Origin of the sequence: Limosilactobacillus mucosae DSM 13345, assembly GCF_001436025.1 — a bacterium.
In the GTDB taxonomy this organism is placed as follows: Bacteria; Bacillota; Bacilli; order Lactobacillales; family Lactobacillaceae; genus Limosilactobacillus; species Limosilactobacillus mucosae.
Map to the genome: position 1 here is coordinate 70,096 of NZ_AZEQ01000002.1, position 19,918 is coordinate 90,013.

The window sequence follows — 19,918 nt, forward strand, 5'->3', positions numbered from 1 at the left end:
AGCGCTGTTTTACATTTTAATTTTAAGGAGTTGACGGCTTGATGTCAAACGTTTATCAATCAACGCTTGCGGCCAGTTTCATCTGACAATGAGGAATATTATCCAGTAGGTAGATCTCGGATGTCTGCTTAAAGCCAAAGCTGCCATAAAACTTGGTTAGATAGGCCTGCGCTTCAATCTCAACGTCCAGACCAGGAAAATGCGTTGAGATATAATCCAAGACGGCCTTGAGCAGCTGACTGCCCAGTCCCTGCCTGCGGAATTTTTCAACGACCAGCACGCGGCCAAACGTTACGGAGTCTTTTTTTGGCATGATGCGCGCGTAGGCCATCAGCTCATTGGTCCGATCGTCTAAAATCCGCACGTGAAAACATTGGTAGTCTTCGTCATCGACTTCTTGATAATAGCAGGTCTGTTCAACGACAAAAACGCGCGTCCGTTCCTTAAAGATCGTAACCAGTTCTCGCGGCGTCAGTTCATTGGTCTGTCTTACGTCAATCATGATAAAACCTCCTGTAATGTCAGTTTGAATTAGCGTTATTATTTACTTGTAGTCTAAGTATAGGTTTTTAGCAAGCGAGGTGGCAATATGGAGAAAAAAGAATCAATTCCTGAAATGATGCATGCCTGGGCGGTTGTCAAGCCGGGACCAATCGATGGCGAACAATCACCGCTTCAATTTGTCTTAAAGCCAGTGCCGAAGCCAAAACGAGGCGAGGTTCTGGTTAAGGTGCTGGCCTGTGGCGTCTGTCATACTGATCTGCACGTCAGCGAAGGCGATCTGCCGGTTCATCAGCCCAACGTCACGCCTGGTCATGAAATCGTGGGGCAGGTTGTGGCATTTGGCGAAGATACACAGCGCTTTAAGCTTGGCGAGCGGATCGGGATTCCCTGGTTTCGGCATGCATGTGGGGTTTGCCGCTTTTGTCGTTCGGGTCGCGAAAACCTTTGCCCCCATTCATGCTACACAGGCTGGGATCACGATGGCGGCTATGCTGAATATGTCACGGTACCAGAAGGATTTGCCTATCGAATCCCCGCGCGTTTCGATGACTTGACGGCGGCCCCGCTGCTCTGTGCTGGGATTATCGGCTATCGAGCCTATCTGCGTGCCAACGTTCCGGCAGGTGGTCGCTTGGGTCTATACGGATTCGGTGGTTCAGCGCACATCACGGCGCAGATTGCGATTAAGCAGGGAATTGAGGTTCACGTCTTTACAAGAGGGAAAGACGCGCGGCAGTTTGCTCGGCAGCTGGGATGTGCCTCCGCGCAGGGTGCGTATGATCAAACGCCGGTACTGCTTGATTCGGCAATCATGTTTGCACCAGCCGGCCAGATGATTCCCAAGGCGCTGGAGAATCTGGTACCTGGGGGAACGCTGGCTTTGGCAGGTATTCATATGAGCGACGTGCCGCAAATGGCCTACCAGGATCATCTCTTTCATGAAAAAGTACTGACCAGTGTTGAGAGCAATACGCGGCGTGACGGTGAAGAGTTTTTGACGCTGGCCGATCGTCTGGATATTCACCCCAGAGTTGCCGAATATCCGCTGGCCAAAGCTGATGAAGCATTGCGGCGGGTTAAGCAGGGCGATATTGACGGTGCCTGCGTCTTAAGAGTCGGGACACGCGAATGAATTAAAATTTTTTTAAATTCCACCAGGTGGGCAAAATGCCTTTAAAACGGGATTATATGTCAACCCATTGTCATTTTGCTGGTAAAAATAATTGTTAAACGATTGACATTTTGCGAAAAGCAGGTATGATAAATAACAATAAAAGCGCTTACAGATGTTTTTAACATTTATTTTATTTGGTTAGCAATGCAATTATTTATCTGGGGAGAGCAATTATGGATCATAAACGAGTCGCCCAAACCGTTGTCAAAGCGGTGGGCAAAGATAACATCGTGGCTGCTGCGCACTGTGCCACGCGGCTTCGTTTGGTGGTCAAGGATGATTCCAAGATCAATCAAAAAATGTTGGATAGCGATGCCGACATCAAAGGGACGTTTGAAACGAACGGTCAATACCAGATCATCATTGGCCCTGGTGATGTCAACAATGTCTACGATGAAATGGTTAAGATTACCGGCTTAAAGGAAATGTCAACCCAAGAGCTGAAGCAGGTTGCCGCCAAGAACCAAAAGACGAATCCGGTGATGGCGTTCATCAAGCTTTTGTCTGACATCTTCGTACCGTTGATTCCAGCCTTGGTTGCCGGCGGTCTTTTGATGGCTTTGGACAACGTGCTGGCTTCACCTGGTCTGTTTGGGCCAAAGTCAGTCATTCAGATGTACCCTTCGCTCAAGGGAATCGAATCGATGGTCAACGTAATGTCGGCAGCGCCGTTTACGTTCCTGCCAATTCTGGTTGGGATCTCTGGTGCCAAGCGGTTTGGTGCCAACCCATTTTTGGGCGCGGTTGTCGGTATGATGATGACCTCACCGCTGCTGCAGGCGGGGCACTTCTGGAACGTCTTTGGTCTGCACGTTTCAATGCAGCCTTACACGGGCCAGGTTATTCCGGCGCTGGCTGCAGTTTGGCTGCTGTCGATCTTTGAAAAGTGGTTCCACAAGAAGCTGCCAAGCGCGGTTGACTTTACGTTTACGCCGCTGCTGTCGATTCTGTTGACTGGTTTTCTGACGTTTACCATTGTGGGTCCGGTTATGCGGGATCTTTCCGACTGGATCACGGCTGCGATTGTTTGGATCTACAACACGCTTGGCTGGGTCGGAACTGGTATCTTTGGTGCCTTCTACTCACCAATCGTTTTGACGGGTCTGCACCAAAGCTTCCCAGCCATCGAAACGCAATTGATCTCGGCCTTTAAGTCGGGAACTGGCTATGGCGACTTTATCTTTGTCGTTGCTTCCATGGCTAACGTTGCGCAAGGGGCTGCGACGACGGCGGTCTACTTCCTGACCAAGAACAAGAAGATGAAGGGTCTTTCCAGCTCAGCCGCTGTTTCAGCTCTGTTGGGGATTACTGAACCAGCAATCTTCGGGGTTAACCTGAAATTGAAGTTCCCATTCTTCTGTGCTTTGATTGGCTCATGTGTTGCCAGTGCATTGGCCGGTATGTTCCACGTGATTGCCGTATCGCTTGGCTCGGCTGGTTTCATTGGCTTCCTTTCGATCAATGCCAAGTCGATTCCGCTTTACGTCCTTTGTGAGCTGATCAGTTTTGCCATTGCATTCTGTGTCACGTTCTTCTATGGCAAGGCCCACCGCAACCTGATCGATCCAGTTACTGAAGCTGAGGCTGATGCTGAAGCCAAGGCAGTTGAGGTTCAGGCTGAGGCAACGGCTGCTGAGCCTGCTGGTGCCGTTAAGAGTGAAGAAGTGCTGAGCCCAATTGATGGCAAGGTAGAAGATCTGTCCAAGGTTAAAGATGAGGTTTTCTCCCAAAAGATGATGGGTGATGGCGCGGCTGTCGTACCAAGCGATGGCACCATCTACTCACCAGTTGATGGTAAGATTACCGTTGCTTATGCTACTAAGCATGCATATGGCATTACGTCTGATGATGGGGCCGAAATTTTGATCCACGTTGGTTTGGACACGGTTAATCTGAAAGGCGAACACTTCACCAGTGCAGTTGAGCAAGGCCAAACCGTTAAGCGCGGTGACAAGCTGGGGACGGTTGATCTCAAGGCTGTTGAAGCGGCTGGCTACGATACTACGGTAATGGTCGTTGTAACCAATACGGCCAGCTACGCCAAGGTTGAACACGTTGCAGAAGGCGAGATCAAGCACGGCGAAAAGCTGATTGAAGTTGCCAAATAACGACTAAACATCTTTGCATTAATGCTAAAACCGCTCGATGACTGGGAATCGGGCGGTTTTTGATTTGCTTGGCAGCTTTGGCAATTAGAATCAGCATCGCGGCGGTCCAGAATGTCTGGGTCGGCATAATCCTGGTCATGGCTAAGAATCTGAGCAAGGCGGATAATTCGGAGTCGCGTAGTCAGTCAAGCATCTGATCATCATCAAGAAGCGCTTGTCTGTCAGTTGTAAAAGTCGTCATCAAACGATAGTGGTGGCATTATGCAAAAAAATCTGCATAATTTTAGATGATCAAAGACGATTACTTACTATCGGTGAAAAAGCGATGCATAGTAGGTAAAAATTAATGTATATCAAGTTAGGGGAGTCTAACATTACCTACTATTAACTAAAAATCCCCTAATCGTAGGTAATTCACAAAGTTGGTCTGACCTAATCAACCCTAGAATATGCATTGTTACCTACGATTTGAAGAAAAGCTGCCAAAAGTAGGTAAAGTTTGGCTGGATATACAGCTGCCTACTATGGGTGAAAAAACAAGGTAAAGTAGGTAAATTCAGTATTATCAGCGGTCAAAGATTCAGTTCTTTCACAAAGTTGGTCGTCTGACAGTCACGATGAGCCAGTAAGCTGTCGTTTTGATCCTAACGATAAAATATCGGTGGCTTTAATATGTTTGGCCGATATTGGTTGACTGTTGCTGCGTCATTGGACTTGAACTTCTAGTTTGCAAAATGGTTTTGGGAAGCTAAATGCTGTTGAAATTATCATTGAGGTTATGGAGCTTGGCTGCCGGAGCTGTTTTTTCGTTTCCGATTTCTGCGGAGCGTACGGTATATCAATAGATGCCAAGCCGGTCAGCAGTTGTCTTAAAATTTTTCATCGTGATAAAAACGTTGATCAATATCAGATCGTGTTAATCCAAAATAATGATAGAATTAGGTATAACTTGATTTTCTATATTAGCAGGAGGAAAACATGACCTATCCACAATTGAACCTGGCAGATGCCAAGGGACCTAAAGCAACCATCAAGACCAACCATGGTGATGTAACCATTCAGCTGTTCCCAGATCAGGCGCCTAAGACGGTTGAGAACTTTATTACGCTGGCCAAGCAGGGCTACTATGATGGGGTAACGTTCCACCGGGTGATTCCCGAATTCATGATTCAAGGCGGTGATCCAACCGGGACTGGAGCTGGCGGACAAAGCAGCTTTGGCGCACCGTTTGAAGATGAATTCAGCCGTGAGCTGTTTAACTTTAATGGCGCGCTGTCAATGGCCAATGCCGGTCCTAATACCAACGGCAGCCAATTCTTTATCGTCAGTGCTACGCAGGTACCTGGCAATATGATTGGTCAAATGAAGCAGCTGGGCTGGCCAGCCGAAGTCATCGCCAATTACGAAAAGAATGGTGGTACGCCATGGCTTGATGGGCACCACACCGTCTTTGGTCAGGTAGTCAGCGGCATGGACGTGGTTGATGAGATCAGCCGGGTTGCTCGTGATGCAGCTGACAAGCCTAAAGAAGACGTTGTAATGACGACGGTTGAAATTACAGAAGAATAATATGAGTGCAATACTGCTAATGGCTTGACTGAGCTGATTAGCAGTATTTTTTATTGCTGCTGATTGACTTTTAAATGTAAAATGCCTAATTGATCAATCAAGCGAAAAAATTTTAGTTTTTTTGAAATTAATTAAAGATTGTGCAAAAGTTTCAAAAAGATTAAAACAGCTTAGGAAAGGCATTTTAATGGGGGATTATAAGGAATTCTTATCAGCTCTATTTGTTTTGACTATATCTAATTATGCAGAGTAAAGTTGGAACCGTAGAAAAGCAACAACGCTTACATCACTTTGTTTATATCGCATGTTGAATTCAATTGGAGGTTTTAATATGCCAGAATTTCGTACTGAAGAAGATACTCTAGGTCCAGTTCAAATCCCTGCTGATGCTTTGTGGGGCCCGCAAACTGAACGGAGCCGTCACAACTTCCCAACTGGCCAATACATGCCAATCGCCATCATTCGTGCACTGCTGAACATTAAAAAGGCAGCTGCTCAAGCCAACATGGAAACCAATGCTATTTCAGAAGAAAAGGGCAGCCTGATCGTTAAAGCCGTTGACGAACTGCTTGCCTTAAGCGATGAAGATCTGCGCAAGGACTTCCCATTGAAGGTCTACCAAACCGGTTCTGGTACGCAGACCAATATGAATACTAATGAAGTCGTTGCTCACAAGGCTATGCAGATCAACCCTGACGTAGAGATCCTGCCTAACGATGACGTCAACAAGGGTCAAAGCTCAAACGACACGTTCCCAACGGCAATGAACGTCGTAGCCTTGGAAGCTTTGGATAAGCTGAAGCCAGCCGTACAGCACCTGATTGACGAACTGAAGATCAAGCAGGACAAGTACTGGGAAACGGTTAAGGTTGGCCGGACCCACCTGCAGGATGCCGTTCCATTGACTTTTGGCCAAGAAGTCTCTGGCTATGTGGCTGCGCTTGAACATGACCTGAAGTACATTGAACAGCTCGAACCAACGCTGGAAGAACTGGCAATTGGTGGTACGGCTGTTGGTACTGGTCTGAACGCAGCTGAAGGCATGCCTGAAAAGATCGCTGAAAAGCTCAGCCAGGCATATGGTCTGAAGCTGACTGCCAAGAGCAACAAGTTCTACGGCCTGTCGCACCACTCTGGTCTTAACGTGGTTCACGGGGCCTTGAAGACGCTGGCAGCTGACATGTTCAAGATTGCCCAAGACATCCGGTTCCTGGCTTCTGGTCCACGGGCTGGCTATGGCGAACTGCACATTCCTGCCAACGAACCAGGCTCTTCAATCATGCCCGGCAAGGTTAACCCAACTCAAGCTGAAGCCGTTACGATGGCTGCTCTGCGGGTCTTTGGCAATGATGTGGTTGTTTCAACTGCCTCCTCACAAGGCAACTTTGAAATGAACGTCTTCAAGCCGGTTATGATCGATGCCTTCTTGGAATCTGCCGACCTGCTGACGGGTACGACGATGGGCTTTGCCGACAAGATGATTCATGGCTTAACGGTTAACGAAAAGCGGATGAAGGAACTGCTGGACAACTCGCTGATGACCGTGACGGCACTTTCTCCACACATCGGCTACCATGACAGTGCCAAGATTGCTCAAGCCGCTGACAAGGCCGGCAGCACGCTGAAGGAAGCTGCCTTGAAGTCTGGCAAGGTTACTGAAGAACAATATGACGAATGGATGGATCCGCTGAAGATGACCAACGCTGATCGTCATGACTACGAAGACTAATCAAAGGAGCTGCAAAATGGCACAATTTCAAACCACGCCAGTCAGTCAACTGGCAGACAGCTATGATGCGGTAATCGTTGGTTCTGGCGGTACCGGTCTGGCAGCTGCAATTCAAGCCCATGAACTGGGAATGAACGTTGCCGTACTGGAAAAAGAAGAACAGCTTGGCGGTAATACCAACCGAGCATCTTCTGGGATGAACGCCGCCGAGACCAACGTTCAGCTCAAGCATGGCATTATTGACAACATCAATGACTTCTACCGGGAAACCTACAAAGACGGTGGTAAGCTCAATGATAAGGATATGCTGGGATTCTTCGTCGTTCACTCGCCACTGGCAATCGACTGGCTGGCTGATCATGGCATCAAGCTGGAAGACGTTACGATTACTGGTGGGATGTCTAAAAAACGGACGCACCGCCCAGCTTCAATGGCGCCAATTGGTGGATTCCTGGTTAAGAGCCTGCTGGATGTAGCGGCTCAAGAGAAGATTCCGGTCTTCAACAAGGTAAAGGTCGAAAAGCTGGTCAAAAACGATCAAGGCGCAGTTGCCGGCGTAGTTGCCAGTGTTGATGGTCAAACCAAGCAGATCAATGCCAAGGCCGTCTTATTGGCAACTGGTGGCTTTGGGGCCTCCAAGGAATACATCAAGCGCTACCGTCCAGATCTGGCCGACTACAAGACGACTAATCAGCCAGGTGCAACCGGTGATGGCTTGACGCTGGCTGAAGAGGTTGGCGCCCAGCTGACGCAGATGAATTTCGTTCAGGTTCACCCAACCGTTCAACAAGACAATCCACATGTCTACCTGATTGGTGAAGCCGTTCGTGGTGAAGGGGCAATCCTGGTTAACTTCCAAGGCAAGCGTTTCGTCAACGAGCTGAACACGCGTAAGATCGTCTCAGAAACGATTACCGCTCTGCCAGAACACAGTGCCTATCTGATCTTTGACCAAGGCGTGCGCGATCATGCCAAGGCCATTGAATTCTACGACAAGGTTGGTCTGGTCGTTCATGGCGACACGATTGAGGATCTGGCTAAGAACCTGAAGATGGATCCAGCTGTCTTGAAGAATACGGTTGAAACTTGGAACCAGGCTGTCAAAGCTAGCGACGACAAGGAATTTGGCCGGACGACGGGGATGGATCGCGATCTGTCCAAGCCAGGCTACTTTGCCATTCATATCGCACCTGCCATCCACTACACGATGGGTGGAATTCACATCAATACCAAGACGCAGGTACTTGATGGCAATGGTGACGTTATTCCTGGCCTGTATGCAGCTGGTGAGGTTTCTGGCGGCCTGCACGGCAACAACCGGGTCGGCGGCAACTCAATCGCTGAAACGATCATCTTTGGTCGTCAGGCTGGTCAACAAGTAACGGTTTATGCTCGCGAACATTAATTTTCTGCTTTGAGTAGCGTACGCGGGTCTGAATAAATTAATATGCGACAGGGTTGGTAGGATGTCACCCTGTCGTATTCTTAGCCATTATTTTGTTGAAATTATCACAAGAAGCGTGTACAATACTAAAATTTGTTGGAAAATTTTGAAAATAGTGCTGTAAGTGCTGTTTCAGTCGAGTAGAGAGGAAAATCAGATATGTCAAAAGTTATGCTGGTTGGCGATGGTGCAGTTGGTTCTGCTTTTGCCAACGATTTACTGCAACACGTTAGTTTAGATGAATTGATCATTGTTGATCGTAAGACGCAAAAAGCGGCCGGCGATGCAATGGATTTGGAAGACCTGGCCATGTTCGATGGAACGACGGTGGTTCGCGCTGGCAAGTATGAAGATGCAGCCGATACCGACGTTGTAGTCATCACGGCGGGTATTCCGCGCAAGCCCGGCGAGAGTCGTTTAGACCTGGTCAACAAAAACGTTGGCATTTTAAAGACGATCATCGACCCAATCGTTAACAGCGGCTTTAAGGGAATCTTTGTCGTTGCTTCCAACCCAGTTGATATTTTGACGACGCTGACGCAGCGGATCTCTGGTTTTCCAAAGAACCGGGTTATCGGTACGGGGACCTCGCTGGATACGGCCAGACTGCGAGTAGCGCTTGCCAAACGCTGTCATGTGCCTGTACGCGAAATCAGCGTTGACGTATTAGGCGAGCATGGTGATACGTCGTTTGCCAACTTTGATGAAGCGACGATTGCCGGCAAGCCTTTAAAAGAGTTTGCTGATGTCAGCGATGAAGAGCTTGCAGAAATGCAGTCCGGGGTCAAGAAAAAAGGTGGCGCGATTATTCGTTCCAAAGGTGCGACCTATTATGGCGTTGCCCGCTGCCTGTCTTTGATTTGCGAGGCCATCATCTTCAACCGTTCAATCGTTTTGCCATTATCGGCTCCTTTGAATGGTCAGTATGGCATCAAGGGCCTATATCTGGGAACACCGGCTTCCGTTAACCGGACTGGAATTCGCTATGTCATTGAAACGCCGCTTTCAAAACGCGAGGTAGCGGCAATGCAGCACTCCGCCGCCAAAATGAAAGAAGTTTTGGATGGCGTTGAGCTTTAGATTAGGATTTTGAGACAACCTTTTTGGAGGAAATATCACAATGGGTTTAGCAAAAGTTAAGTATAAGGGCTTTATTGCCCCATTAATTATCGGGCTGCTGATCTGGTTCACGGCTCCAGTTCGGCCAGCCGGCGTTTCAGTTGCTGCCTGGCATATGATGGCGATCTTTATTGCAACGATTGCTGCCTGCATTACGCAGCCGCTGCCAATTGCTGCCGTAACTTTGATCGGCTTTACTGTCATGGTACTGACCAAGCTGGTACCAATGGACGATGCACTGACGGCCTTCAGCAATTCTTCTTCCTGGCTGATTGCCATGGCCTTTATGTTGGCACGGGGGATCATTAAGACTGGTCTGGGTCACCGGATTGCCCTGTATCTGATCAAAGCCTTTGGTAAAAAGACGCTTGGCCTGGCCTATGCCGTTGGGGGAATCGATCTGATCACGGCGCCAGCTACGCCTTCCAACACGGCCCGTGCCGGTGGGATCGTTTACCCACTGGTTGAATCCTTGGCCAAGACGTTTGGTTCCGAACCAAATGACGATTCACGCAAAAAAATCGGGGCGTTCCTGACGTTCTCTGAATTTAACAGCAACATCATCACTTCGGCTATGTTTATGACGGCCCTGGCACCTAACCTGGTTATCGTTGCCCTGGCTAAGACGATGAAGATTCACATTACCTGGCTGGGCTGGTTTACGGCTAGTGTCGTACCTTGTCTGCTGCTGTTTATCCTGGTGCCATTCGTGATCTACAAGATGTATCCGCCTGAGATCAAAGAAACGCCAAATGCTCGTGAATGGGCTGACAAGAGCCTGCGCGAAATGGGACCAATGAAAGTTTCTGAAAAGATCATGGCAGGCGTCTTCATCTTAACGATCGTTTTGTGGATGATGTCCAACACCTTGGGCATTGAAGCTTCATTCGTTGCTTTCTTGGCAATCTCACTGCTGCTGATCTTTGGGGTTTTGACTACTAAGGATCTGCTGAGTGAAACAGGTGCCTGGAACGTTTTGATTTGGCTTTCAATTCTGGTCTTCATGGCAGGCGAGCTTTCTGAAATGGGTCTGATCAAGTGGCTGTCTAAGTCAATTGCTAGCGGTCTGCACGGTATGAACTGGGTTGCAGTTCTGGCAATTCTGATGATCATCTATTTCTACGCTCACTATCTTTTTGCCAGTGCCACAGCACACGTTACGGCTTTGTACGCTCCGTTTGTCGGAGTTGCCGTTTCGGCGGGGGCACCAGTTATGCTGGCGGCAATGATGCTGGCATTCTGTTCTTCAATCATGGCTTCGACCACTCACTATGCCAACGGTCCTGCTTCCATTTTGGCAAGCTCCGGTTATGTTAAACAGGGTGAATGGTGGCGCATGAGCTTTGTCTTGGGTCTGCTTTATCTGGTAGTCTTCTTGACGGTAGCACCTCTTTGGATGAAAGTTATCGGCATGTGGTAGACATGCAAAAAAGCGATCCGGTTGGGGTCGCTTTTTTTGCATCGAAAGGAAAGATTATGAAATTTATTACATCAGATCACGTACGTCTGGATTATGAGGATGAAGGAACTGGCTATCCGGTTATATTGGTCAGTGGATTGGGAATGTGCAAGGAAATCTGGCGGCCGACCAAGGAATTTTTGCTGCAAAACGGCTATCGGGTGGTTACTTTTGATGCACGCAATCAAGGCGCCTCTGAACATACTTTTAAGGGTGCGCGCATCTCGCGGCATGCAATCGATGTTTATGAATTGCTGCAGAGTCTGTCGATTGAGCATTGCTTAGCAGTGGGGCATTCAATGGGCGCTTCGACGATGTTTGGCTATGTCTCATTGTTTGGCCGTGGTCAGTTGGATGGCCTGATTGATATTGACCAAAGCCCTAAGATGATTAATGACGAGACGTGGCATTATGGCTTTAAGAATCTGACCTGGGATGAATTCCCGGCAGCACTGAAAATGCCGCTTGGCCGCGCTACTGCCGTCAAGATTGACGAGGCTACGGTTAATGCCGTTCGTCAGGCCAATACCCTGCATCCGTATGACCAAAGCGCCAATTTTAATTTTGCGATTGACCATGCCTTCCAGGACTGGCGCGATATCGTTGCTTTGATGCCGGTACCGTTTTTGGCGGTTGCTGGTGAAAAGTCGCCATACTTTAATCCTGATTTTCTGCAGGCCATTCAGATCCTAAATGAAAAAGCGCAGACACAGGTTGTTGCCAATGCCGGTCATGCCGTAATGGCAGAACAGCCAGCTGCCTTCAACCAGATTTTAGATCGTTTTGCGATGAGCGTTCAGTCATAAAAAAAACGTCGCCTACAGCAGACGACGCATAAAGATCAGTTGTTGTCCAATTCCAGCAGGACTCGGTTGGCTACGGCCTCATTGGTAATAATGTCGGTTAAGAGACTGCCGCGTAAGGCTCCCAGCATGGCGCGGGCCTTAAACTTGCTTTTAACGACGCCAATCCGGCAAGGTACCTCTAAAAGTGCGGCTACGGAGGCACCAAATAGTTTGTCGCTCTTTGGCGTTAGAATCTGACCATCAATGTTGTAGGGGCGACCGTAAAGCATACCGACGATTTCTTGACGATCAACGTTTTCGAAAATTTCGTTAAGACTTTGATGCCAGACCCGAATGCTGTTGACTGAGTCGATCGTGCCAATACCGGTAAAAAGCATGTCCATCTTACCGCACTGTTCAAAGACGTTAGCCATGGCTGGTTCATTTTTAAGCTGTTCTCTGACGGTGTCGTTGAGAATGTAAAGTGGAGCTGGAATGGTCAGGTAACTGGATCCATACTTGGCAGCAGCGCGCTGAACCAATGGTGTTGCACCGATTGCTGAGCTGTACTTGAGATTGTCGCCCATAAACTGGGTAAAGATCAGGTCATCACGGACGTCGGTTTGGAAACGATTGATGATGTTCATCAGCGTTCCGCCCCAGCTGACGCCAACGATTTCGCTGCCTTTAATATGGCGCTGAATTTCCGCCGCGGCAAAGTCGATGATGTTTTCGATATCAGCGTTGGTCGTGGCGGCGTCTTTGATGATCATCGTGTTGGTATGCGGAAAGAGCTCCGCAAAACGAGTCTCTAATTCAGTGTTGCGATCGATTGGTGAATTAATGGTGATTCTAACGATGCCAGCCGCGCGTGCCTCATTTAAAGCCTTGGTAATCAGATAACGGCTTAATTGGTATTTTTCCGACAGTTGGGTGATGGTCAGCTGGCCGAGATAATAGTCACGGGCAATATCTGCCAGTTGTCCTTGCTGTGTGATGTCGTTCATGTTAATGATCCTTCTTTCTAAAGACGATTCTGAATCTCTTTTTTAATAATAGCAAACTTTTTTAATTTTGAAAAAATATTATAACTATTTGAAAAAGTTAAAAAGGGAGAGTAAAATTACTGATGAGAGATTTGAAATAATAGATGAGTTTGAGAATTTGATAACTTGAAGGGATGATTAGATGACTTCAGAAGAAGATGCTATTCTTCGTCTGCATCAAGCCCATACCGGGATGCTGGACATTAAAACTGATTTTGACATTGAGGACCGAGCAGACCTGCAAAAGGCTTATACGCCCGGGGTAGCGGTCTTATCAAGAATGATTGCCGAAAAGCCGGAACTCAAAGACAAGTTTACGGTCAGCGGCAAACTGGTTGCCTTGATTACTGATGGGACGGCCGTACTGGGACTTGGTAACGTCGGCCCGGCTGCCGGCCTGCCGGTTATTGAAGGGAAAGCCTTGCTGTACAAGGATCTGGCCAATATCAACGCCATTCCGCTGGCAGTTGATCAAGTTAGCCCAAAAGAAATCATCAAGACGATCAAAAACATCTCGCTATCATTTGCTGGCATTCATCTTGAAGACATTGCCGCACCGCGCTGTTTTGAAATTGAAAATGCCCTGAGCGAAGAGCTGGACATACCAGTCTATCATGACGATCAAGAAGGCAGTGCCATTGTGGTTTTAGCTGGTTTGATCAATGCTGCCAAGGTCGTTGGCAAAAAGCTGACGGATCTGCGCGTCGTAATCAATGGTGTTGGTGCCTCTGGACTGGCAACGGCGCGCCTGCTGTATGCGGCCGGCATCAAGCACTTAACGCTGGTTGACGTTCACGGCGTCATTACCAGTGAGGATTACCGCGCCAATGATTATCAGCGGTTGTTTGCCGCTAAGTTGGGAACGCCGCAAAGGATGGAAAATCAAAATATTCATGATGCCATCAAGGGACAGGATGCCTTTATCGGACTTTCAACCGGCAATGTCATCAATCGTCATGACGTCAAGCAGATGAATGAGCAGCCAATCATCTTTGCTCTGGCAAATCCGCATCAGGAAATTGCACCTGAAAAAGCTAAGGAAGCCGGGGCAGCCGTAATTGCTACTGGATCTAGCCAATACCCTAATCAGGTCAATAACATTCTGGCTTTTCCCGGACTGTTCAAAGGCTTATTGGCCAGCGGCTTGAAAAAGGTTGACATGGATCTGCAAAAAGCAGTTGCTCAGGCACTGGCCAGCGTGGTTGCGGAACCGACTGCTGAGAATATCGTTCCCAGCGTCTTTGATGAGCGCGTCGTCCCAACCGTAGCAAAAGCGGTTGTTGATTATGCCAGTCAATCAAAATAAAAAGGAGTCGTCCCATGGAAAATCACATTGTTGATCTGCATCTGAGTGATCGAGCTACCCGGCAGAAATGGCAGCAGTTTTTGGAATCGTTGGGAATTCATAACTTTTCGGATGCTGAGGTCGACAAGATCGATTTTACTCTGGGACTGCTTGATGAACAAGGCCAGTTGGTTGGTACGGGATCAGCTGCCGGCAATGTCTTGAAATACATTGGCGTCTGCAACAAAGAAGCCGTGCCGGGAGCCAGGTTCAATGCTATTGTCAGTGCCTTGACGAATCGACTCTTTCAAGAACATCGCTTTCATTTGTTTGTCTTTACCAAGGCCAGATATTCCGCAAGCTTTCAGCACCTCGGCTTTAAGGAACTGGCTCATTCGGATGTTGCCGCCTTTTTGGAAACCGGCGATCCGAACGTTGATGATTATTTAGCCGCTGTTCCGCGTGTGGACGGACAAGCGACTAAAAAAGTAGCGGGCATCGTTATGAATGCCAACCCCTTTACCAATGGTCATCGCTACTTGGTCGAGCAGGCAGCTAAAGAAAACGATCTGGTCTATGTCTTTGTAGTCAATACGGATCTGTCGCTGTTTAAGACCAGTGAACGATTCGAACTGGTAAAAGCGGGGACGGCTGACCTAAAGAACGTCATTGTCGTTGATGGTGGCGATTATATGGTCAGTTATGCTACTTTCCCAGCCTACTTTTTGGAATCAGCCGACCAGACGATTCGCTACCAGACAACCTTAGATGCCCGCGTCTTTCGCGACACGATCGCACCGGCACTCAATATAAAGACGCGTTATGTTGGCAGTGAGCCGTTATCACGAACGACTGGAATCTATAATCAAGTTTTGCAGCAGGAACTGCCGCCTAAAGTTGCGTTAAAGATTATTGATCGCAAGACGGCAACTAATGGAAATTATATTACCGCGACCGAGGTACGCAAATGCATCAAGGATGACAATCTCGATGCCATCGTGGGGCTCGTCCCAGCAACGACGCAGAAGTTCGTTGAAGACCATGTTGCGATACTTCAAGAGCGGATCAAGGAAGGAATGAACATCAATGGAAATTAAGGAAACCGCAGTAGCTGGTACCTTGGAATCATCTGATATTCAAATCATGCTGTCCAAGGGTACGGATGGCATTGCGATTGATTTGGAATCAGACGTTGCCAAGCAGTTTGGCACCCAGATCAAGAAGGTCATCACTGAAACGCTGACGGCAATGGGAATTCAAAACGCTAAGGTTAAGGCCGTTGACAAGGGCGCCTTGGATTGTGTAATCAAGGCCCGCACGATTGCCGCTGCGCAACGTGCTGCCAAGACGACTGATGAACCTGCATGGGAGGTATTGTAAGCATGGCTGAAATTAAAGAACGCTTGCGCCGGACGATGATGTTCGTACCTGGCAACAACCCAGCAATGGTTAAGGATGCTGGTATCTATGGTGCCGACTCCATCATGTTCGACTTGGAAGATGCCGTTTCAATGGCTGAAAAAGATGCTGCTCGTGACCTGGTTTACGAAGCTTTGCAAACGCAGGACTATGGCGACGCGGAACTGGTTGTCCGGGTCAATGGTCAAGACACGCCATACTATGCTAATGACGTTCGGGCCATGGTTAAGGCTGGGATCGACGTTGTCCGGCTGCCAAAAGCTGAAGATGCCGAAATGGTTAAGAAGCTGGATGCTGACATCACGGCTGCCGAAAAAGAATTTGGCCGTGAAGAAGGCTCAACGATGCTGATGGCTGCCATTGAAAGCGCCAAGGGGGTTATCAACGCCTACCAAATCGCTTCTGCATCTGATCGGATGATGGGAATTGCGCTGTCTGCCGAAGACTACACGACTGACATGAAGACGCACCGCTACCCAGATGGTGCCGAACTTGAATTTGCCCGCAACATGGTTCTGCATGCTGCTCGGGCGGCTGGTGTAGCTGCCTTTGACACGGTCTTCACCAACATGAACGACACGGAAGGCTTCTACCGTGAAACTGAATACATTCACCAGCTTGGCTTTGACGGCAAGTCGTTGGTTAACCCACGTCAAATTCCAATGGTTAACAAGGTTTACGAACCAACCAAGAAGGAAATCGAAAACGCCAAGAACGTTGAAAATGCCATCAAGGAAGCCAAACTCAAGGGTTCTGGCGTCATTTCCATGAACGGTCAAATGGTCGACCGTCCAGTTGTGCTGCGTGCTGAACGGGTGATGCGCCTGGCTAAGGCATCCAACCTGATTGACGAGGAGGGAAACTACATTGAAAAATAATGTAAATCGCGAACTGCCAGAAGATCTGATGAAGCAGCTCGACTACAAGCCATTTGAAACTACCGAAATCGGCCATCCCGAGGTTCAACGGGTTGCGCCTAAGGTTACTGTAACGACTGGTGACGACAAGGTTGTTGAATCACTGGAAGACGTTGTTAAAAAGACCGTTAAAGACGGCATGACGATTTCTTTCCACCACCACTTCCGTAACGGTGACTTTGTCTTCAATCAAGTAATGGACATCATCTTGAAGCTGGGGATCAAGGACCTGACGCTGGCACCATCCTCACTGACTGGTGTCATGAACGACAAGGTGATTGAAGCCATCAAGGCAGGTACGATTACCAACATTACCAGTTCAGGAATGCGTGGCTCTTTGGGCGACTTTGTATCTCATGGTGGCTTAAAGAACCCAGTTATCTTCCGTTCACATGGTAACCGGGCGCGTTCAATCGAAAACGGCAACATCAAGATCGACGTTGCTTTCCTGGGGGTACCAAACTCAGATGCGCTGGGTAACGCTAATGGGATGAATGGTGATGCCGTCTTTGGCTCATTGGGCTATGCTTTGATGGATGCTCAATATGCTGACAAGGTCGTCTTGCTGACTGACAACATTGTCGACTACCCTAACACGCCAGCTTCAATCAAGCAGACGCAGGTTGACTACGTTGTTAAGGTTGACAAGGTGGGTGACCCTGACAAGATCGGTTCTGGAGCTACTCGTTTCACTAAGGACCCTAAGGAATTGAAGATTGCCTCAATGGTAAACGACGTGATCGTCAACTCACCATACTTCAAGGATGGCTTCTCCTTCCAAACTGGTTCTGGTGGTGCAGCCCTGGCCGTTACGCGGTTCCTGCGTCAATCCATGATCGATGCCGGCATCACGGCTTCATTTGCTCTGGGTGGGATTACCTCGCCAACGGTTAAGCTGCTTGAAGAAGGCCTGGTCAAGAAGGTAATGGACGTTCAAGACTTTGACAAGGGTGCGGCTGCTTCCATGAAGAACAACCAAAACCAACAAGAAATTGATGCTTCCTGGTATGCTGATCCTGACAACAAGGGGGCCATGGTTGACCAGCTTGACGTTGCCATTTTATCTGCTCTGGAAATCGACACCAACTTCAACGTTAACGTTATGACGGGTTCTGATGGCGTGATTCGTGGGGCGATTGGTGGTCACCAGGATGCTGCTACCTCTAAGCTGACGATTATTTCGGCTCCATTGGTTCGTGGTCGGATTGCTACGGTTGTTCCAGATGTAACGACGGTAGTTACGCCAGGCGAATCTGTTGACGTACTGGTTACTGAATACGGGATTGCCATCAACCCTCGTCGCAAGGACCTGCAGGATGCCCTGAGCAATGTTCCTGGTCTGCCAGTCTACGATATTCATGATCTGCAAAAGCTGGCTGAATCCAAGGTTGGCAAGCCAGAACCACTGCAGTTTACTGATCGGACGGTGGCCCTGGTTGAATACCGTGATGGAACGATTATTGACACGATCAAGCAGGTTAAGGACTAGTTAGTCTAAACTGATTAAAATTTTAAAAACCGCGGCTGGCATTTAAAATCAGTCGCGGTTTTTTACCAAAATTGAGGATATGATTTATGGAACAAACAAGCGCTAAGCTGGTTAACGATGCACTGCGAGCAATGATTTATGAGGTTTCCGTCAACCCCAAGCCTGGACTGGTGGATCCGGTGTCTTCTGGACCACACCCTGATATGGATGTATTCTTATTTATTGACAGTGCCCTTAGTTTGCATCATTATTTTGAACAAAGCGTTGATTTGGGAATGAATTTTACAGCGACTGATCTGACGCTTATGTTTAAAAAACTGCGAACTTTTGGGATTGAAGCCGAAAAGACGATGTTTAAGGCAACCAATGGCGTTAATACGCATAAGGGTGCGGTTTTTTCGCTCGGTGTCCTGACGTGTGCCGAAGCCTATCGCATCAAGCATCCCCAGTTGGATCTGACCACGATCGTTAAACGGATGCTTAAAGGATTGACAGCCAGTGATTACGATATTGAAAAGCTGCATGCCAAGCCCGTTGAGCAGCTGACGGCCGGTGAAAAAGAATTTCTGCGCTATGGCATCAAAGGCATTCGTGGTGAGGCTGAGGCTGGCTATCCAACCGTCATGCAGATTGGCGTGCCAGCACTGAAAAAAAGCCAGGGAACAACGATGCAGCGCTTGTTGGATACGTTTATGCATATCGTCGCGCAGACTGAGGACACCAATCTGATCAAACGGGCTGGTCGTCATGACGTTGTTGAAGAGGCTCATCAACAGGCAAAAAGATATTTAGAGCTGGGCGGCACGCAGACGCAGGCCGGCCGCGACTATCTGGCACGGCTCAATCAAGAATATCTGCTCAACAACTACAGTCTGGGCGGTTCGGCCGATCTGCTGATATTAACGATTTTTATTGGTCTGCGTCAAGGAATCTTACGGCCAGAAGCCATGCAATCTGAAGGGATGATTTGATGAATACGCGGGATCTGCAGTATTTTCAAGCATTGGTCAAGTATAAAAACTACACGCGCGTCGCCAAGGAATTCGGCGTCTCGCAGCCAACCGTTACTCAGGCGATCAAACGATTAGAAAAAGAATTTGATGCCCAATTAGTCTATACGGATCGTGCTCACCGGCAAAACATGATTACGCGCAGTGGTCAGCTTTTGGCGGCCAGTGCTAAGGCTATCAATGAACAGATCTCGCTGGCCCATCATTCGATTGATCTGGTTCAAGAACGGCAGATTCGCTTTGGCCTGCCGCCGATTATCGGTAAGCTTTTGGTAGCCAAGATTGCCAAGAAAGTACCAGGATCCATCATGCGGCGCGTTCAGATCTGTGAAGCCGGCTCCCAGGAACTGCTGTCCAAGCTGCTTAAAGGCGAAATTGACGTTGCCATGCTGGGGTCAGTGGCACCGCTGGATGAAGAAAAGGTCTATGTACAGCTCCTAACCAAACGTCCATACAGTATTATGGTCAGTGCCAAAAGTCCCCTGGCACAGCGAAAAAAGATCAGTTTTAAGGAACTGGCCAATCAGCATTTCATTACCTATGACAAGCAGTACGTTCATGTGGCCGCAATGCGTTCCTACTTTGCCTATGCGCATATCAAGCCAACCGTAGCCGTCTACAAGGTACCTGATATTTCATGGGTTAAGGAATTGGTCAGAGAAAACGTGGGGATTGCCTTAATGGTCCGGGATGCCGCTAAAAATGAGACGGGCATCGTGCCCTTGGAGATTGACGATCCATTGCCAGAATGGTTCTATATCTCACTGGCAATTCGCAATGGCTACGTCCTTAGTGATGAAGAGCAGCACTTTGTAAAACTGCTGGGCCAAGTTGCTAAAGAAGACGAATAGTAAAGCTGAA

General features: G+C 48.3%; 17 protein-coding genes. 15 read left to right on the forward strand and 2 right to left on the reverse strand.

Annotated elements, in window-relative coordinates:
* Positions 1–55: 55 nt before the first annotated feature.
* The gene (locus FC47_RS01220) at positions 56–502 is read right to left on the reverse strand and encodes a GNAT family N-acetyltransferase (protein ID WP_006500693.1); all 447 of its coding nucleotides are present in this window, start codon (positions 500–502) and stop codon (positions 56–58) included.
* Positions 503–589: 87 nt separating this feature from the next.
* Here FC47_RS01220 and FC47_RS01225 point away from each other — a divergent pair, with 87 nt between their 5' ends.
* From FC47_RS01225 to FC47_RS01260, 8 genes are all read left to right on the forward strand, one after another.
* Positions 590–1,636: a zinc-dependent alcohol dehydrogenase family protein gene (locus FC47_RS01225; RefSeq protein ID WP_056967592.1), complete on the forward strand. Its 1,047-nt coding sequence runs from the start codon at positions 590–592 to the stop codon at positions 1,634–1,636.
* A gap of 215 nt (positions 1,637–1,851) precedes the next feature.
* Entirely contained in the window at positions 1,852–3,786 is a 1,935-nt protein-coding gene (locus tag FC47_RS01230) for a sucrose-specific PTS transporter subunit IIBC (RefSeq protein ID WP_048345772.1), read from the forward strand.
* A 978-nt stretch (positions 3,787–4,764) separates the two neighbouring features.
* Complete coding sequence (locus FC47_RS01235) at positions 4,765–5,355, forward strand: peptidylprolyl isomerase (RefSeq protein WP_034540716.1); 591 nt, start codon at positions 4,765–4,767, stop codon at positions 5,353–5,355.
* Positions 5,356–5,686: 331 nt separating this feature from the next.
* Complete coding sequence (locus FC47_RS01240; RefSeq protein WP_056967594.1) at positions 5,687–7,084, forward strand: class II fumarate hydratase; 1,398 nt, start codon at positions 5,687–5,689, stop codon at positions 7,082–7,084.
* 16 nt (positions 7,085–7,100) lie between these two features.
* Positions 7,101–8,489 carry a flavocytochrome c gene (locus FC47_RS01245; RefSeq protein WP_056967596.1) on the forward strand — a complete coding sequence of 463 codons (1,389 nt, stop codon included), beginning with the start codon at positions 7,101–7,103 and terminating at the stop codon, positions 8,487–8,489.
* A 198-nt stretch (positions 8,490–8,687) separates the two neighbouring features.
* Positions 8,688–9,608, forward strand: a complete 921-nt coding sequence (locus tag FC47_RS01250) for an L-lactate dehydrogenase (protein WP_056967598.1) — start codon at positions 8,688–8,690, stop codon at positions 9,606–9,608.
* Positions 9,609–9,648: 40 nt separating this feature from the next.
* Complete coding sequence (locus FC47_RS01255) at positions 9,649–11,067, forward strand: DASS family sodium-coupled anion symporter (protein ID WP_006500685.1); 1,419 nt, start codon at positions 9,649–9,651, stop codon at positions 11,065–11,067.
* Between the two features lie 56 nt (positions 11,068–11,123).
* Positions 11,124–11,912 (forward strand): alpha/beta fold hydrolase, encoded by a 789-nt coding sequence (locus FC47_RS01260; protein ID WP_056967600.1) that lies wholly within the window; start codon positions 11,124–11,126, stop codon positions 11,910–11,912.
* A gap of 35 nt (positions 11,913–11,947) precedes the next feature.
* Here the strand turns inward: FC47_RS01260 and FC47_RS01265 are convergent, their stop codons facing one another.
* Positions 11,948–12,898 (reverse strand): sugar-binding transcriptional regulator, encoded by a 951-nt coding sequence (locus FC47_RS01265; RefSeq protein ID WP_034540723.1) that lies wholly within the window; start codon positions 12,896–12,898, stop codon positions 11,948–11,950.
* A 181-nt stretch (positions 12,899–13,079) separates the two neighbouring features.
* Here FC47_RS01265 and FC47_RS01270 point away from each other — a divergent pair, with 181 nt between their 5' ends.
* From FC47_RS01270 to FC47_RS01300, 7 genes are all read left to right on the forward strand, one after another.
* Complete coding sequence (locus FC47_RS01270) at positions 13,080–14,243, forward strand: NAD(P)-dependent malic enzyme (RefSeq protein WP_006500682.1); 1,164 nt, start codon at positions 13,080–13,082, stop codon at positions 14,241–14,243.
* A gap of 14 nt (positions 14,244–14,257) precedes the next feature.
* Positions 14,258–15,319, forward strand: coding sequence for a [citrate (pro-3S)-lyase] ligase (citC, locus tag FC47_RS01275; protein ID WP_056967602.1), 1,062 nt, complete (start codon positions 14,258–14,260; stop codon positions 15,317–15,319).
* Positions 15,309–15,602: a citrate lyase acyl carrier protein gene (citD, locus tag FC47_RS01280; protein WP_006500680.1), complete on the forward strand. Its 294-nt coding sequence runs from the start codon at positions 15,309–15,311 to the stop codon at positions 15,600–15,602. The genes citC and citD overlap by 11 nt, the downstream gene beginning before the upstream one ends.
* 2 nt (positions 15,603–15,604) lie before the next feature.
* On the forward strand, positions 15,605–16,519 hold the full coding sequence (citE, locus tag FC47_RS01285; RefSeq protein ID WP_006500679.1) for a citrate (pro-3S)-lyase subunit beta: 915 nt from the start codon (positions 15,605–15,607) through the stop codon (positions 16,517–16,519).
* The gene (gene citF, locus FC47_RS01290; RefSeq protein ID WP_006500678.1) at positions 16,509–18,047 is read left to right on the forward strand and encodes a citrate lyase subunit alpha; all 1,539 of its coding nucleotides are present in this window, start codon (positions 16,509–16,511) and stop codon (positions 18,045–18,047) included. Before citE ends, citF begins: the two co-directional genes overlap by 11 nt.
* A gap of 86 nt (positions 18,048–18,133) precedes the next feature.
* Positions 18,134–19,018 (forward strand): triphosphoribosyl-dephospho-CoA synthase, encoded by an 885-nt coding sequence (locus FC47_RS01295; protein WP_056967604.1) that lies wholly within the window; start codon positions 18,134–18,136, stop codon positions 19,016–19,018.
* On the forward strand, positions 19,018–19,908 hold the full coding sequence (locus tag FC47_RS01300) for a LysR family transcriptional regulator (RefSeq protein ID WP_006500676.1): 891 nt from the start codon (positions 19,018–19,020) through the stop codon (positions 19,906–19,908). Before FC47_RS01295 ends, FC47_RS01300 begins: the two co-directional genes overlap by 1 nt.
* Positions 19,909–19,918 lie beyond the last annotated feature (10 nt).

What these genes read in the sequence shown, in the direction of transcription:
- FC47_RS01250 (WP_056967598.1), top strand. Translation starts at nt 8,688, where the DNA reads ATGTCAAAAGTTATGCTGGTTGGCGATGGTGCAGTTGGTTCTGCTTTT.
- FC47_RS01225 (WP_056967592.1), top strand. Translation starts at nt 590, where the DNA reads ATGGAGAAAAAAGAATCAATTCCTGAAATGATGCATGCCTGGGCGGTT.
- FC47_RS01270 (WP_006500682.1), top strand. Translation starts at nt 13,080, where the DNA reads ATGACTTCAGAAGAAGATGCTATTCTTCGTCTGCATCAAGCCCATACC.
- citD (WP_006500680.1), top strand. Translation starts at nt 15,309, where the DNA reads ATGGAAATTAAGGAAACCGCAGTAGCTGGTACCTTGGAATCATCTGAT.
- FC47_RS01255 (WP_006500685.1), top strand. Translation starts at nt 9,649, where the DNA reads ATGGGTTTAGCAAAAGTTAAGTATAAGGGCTTTATTGCCCCATTAATT.
- citC (WP_056967602.1), top strand. Translation starts at nt 14,258, where the DNA reads ATGGAAAATCACATTGTTGATCTGCATCTGAGTGATCGAGCTACCCGG.
- FC47_RS01300 (WP_006500676.1), top strand. Translation starts at nt 19,018, where the DNA reads ATGAATACGCGGGATCTGCAGTATTTTCAAGCATTGGTCAAGTATAAA.
- FC47_RS01260 (WP_056967600.1), top strand. Translation starts at nt 11,124, where the DNA reads ATGAAATTTATTACATCAGATCACGTACGTCTGGATTATGAGGATGAA.
- FC47_RS01245 (WP_056967596.1), top strand. Translation starts at nt 7,101, where the DNA reads ATGGCACAATTTCAAACCACGCCAGTCAGTCAACTGGCAGACAGCTAT.
- FC47_RS01295 (WP_056967604.1), top strand. Translation starts at nt 18,134, where the DNA reads ATGGAACAAACAAGCGCTAAGCTGGTTAACGATGCACTGCGAGCAATG.
- FC47_RS01265 (WP_034540723.1), bottom strand. Translation starts at nt 12,898, where the DNA reads ATGAACGACATCACACAGCAAGGACAACTGGCAGATATTGCCCGTGAC.
- FC47_RS01230 (WP_048345772.1), top strand. Translation starts at nt 1,852, where the DNA reads ATGGATCATAAACGAGTCGCCCAAACCGTTGTCAAAGCGGTGGGCAAA.
- FC47_RS01240 (WP_056967594.1), top strand. Translation starts at nt 5,687, where the DNA reads ATGCCAGAATTTCGTACTGAAGAAGATACTCTAGGTCCAGTTCAAATC.
- FC47_RS01220 (WP_006500693.1), bottom strand. Translation starts at nt 502, where the DNA reads ATGATTGACGTAAGACAGACCAATGAACTGACGCCGCGAGAACTGGTT.
- FC47_RS01235 (WP_034540716.1), top strand. Translation starts at nt 4,765, where the DNA reads ATGACCTATCCACAATTGAACCTGGCAGATGCCAAGGGACCTAAAGCA.
- citE (WP_006500679.1), top strand. Translation starts at nt 15,605, where the DNA reads ATGGCTGAAATTAAAGAACGCTTGCGCCGGACGATGATGTTCGTACCT.